This is a genomic window from Variovorax sp. 20P10.2.4, assembly GCF_058244205.1.
Genome location: NZ_JBZAYE010001170.1, coordinates 1 through 1,138, shown reverse-complemented (window position 1 = coordinate 1,138; position 1,138 = coordinate 1). Strand labels below are relative to the sequence as shown.

At 71.1% G+C, this 1,138-nt stretch carries 2 protein-coding genes; both read right to left on the bottom strand.

The genetic code is table 11. From position 1 onward, the window contains the following. Positions 1–590 (bottom strand): thiamine pyrophosphate-binding protein (locus tag AC27VN_RS42045; RefSeq protein WP_490880597.1); only part of this gene is annotated, 590 nt, incomplete at its 3' end. After that, positions 583–1,138: SDR family oxidoreductase (locus AC27VN_RS42040; RefSeq protein ID WP_490880596.1), on the bottom strand; the 556-nt coding region annotated here is incomplete at its 5' end. The genes AC27VN_RS42045 and AC27VN_RS42040, both read right to left, overlap by 8 nt.

Here is a 1,138-nt window from a genome sequence, read left to right as displayed (position 1 = left end):
GAGGGCACGGGCCGCTCGATGGGCAGCGGCGACAGGTCGGCGGGCATGGTGGTCAGCGCCGACTGGATGTCGATCGGGATCTCCACGCTGACCGGGCCGGTAGGGGCCGTCAGCGCGAGCTGCACCGCGCGCTTGAGCGTGCCGAGCACGGTCTCGACGCTGCGCACGCGCAGCGCCGCCTTCGACACCGCCTTGAGCATGGTGAGCTGGTCGGGCGCCTCGTGGATGTACGACATGCCCTTGTCGAGGTAGGGCGTCTCGATCTGCCCGGTGATGTGCAGCAGCGGCGCGCCGGCGGTCAGCGCCTCGACCAGGCTGCCCGCGATGTTGCCCGCGGCCGGGCCGGTGCTGGTGATGCACACGCCCAGGCTCGCGGTGGAGCGTGCATAGGCGTCGGCCATGTTGCCCGCGCCGGCCTCGCCGCGCGCCGAGACGAAGCGGATCGTGCCGCGCTGCGCGAAGGCATCGAGGATCGGCATGTTGTGGATCGAGATCACGCCGAAGGCGGCCTTGACGCCGCACTGCTCGAGGAAGGCGGCGACGACCGCGCCGACGGTCACGGGGCTGTTGTTGTTCTGGGGGTTATGCATGGCGGGAGTGGCCTCCGGAGATGTCGATGTGGCTGCCGGTCGTGTACGACGCGAGCGGCGAGGCCAGGAAAAGAATCGCGCGCGCGGCTTCGGTCGGAAGCCCCAGGCGACCCAGCGGGATGTGTTTGGTCTTCGCGAGCTGGCCGCTCCAGGCGGCCCAGTCCAGCGACTTGTCTTCGCGCGCCTCGAAGCGGCGGCGCCACTGGCCCGACTCGACCAGGCCGATCAGGATGCCGTTGACGCGCACGCCCTGCGGCGCGAACTCGGTCGCCATCGAGCGCACCAGGTTCAGCAGGCCCGCGCGCGCGGCCGAGGTCGCGACCATGTGCGGCTCGGGCTGGCGCGCCAGCAGCGAGTTGGCGCAGACGATGGCGGCATCGCCGAGCACGGCGCGCTGCGCCGCGAGCTGCGGCAGGAAGGCGCGCGTGGGATGGATCACCGAGAAGAACTTCAGGTGCAGCTCCTGCGTCCATGCCTCGTCGTCGGTGTCGGCGAAGGTCGAGACCCGGCCCTGCCCCGCGTTGTTGACCAGCATCGAGGCCGAGCCG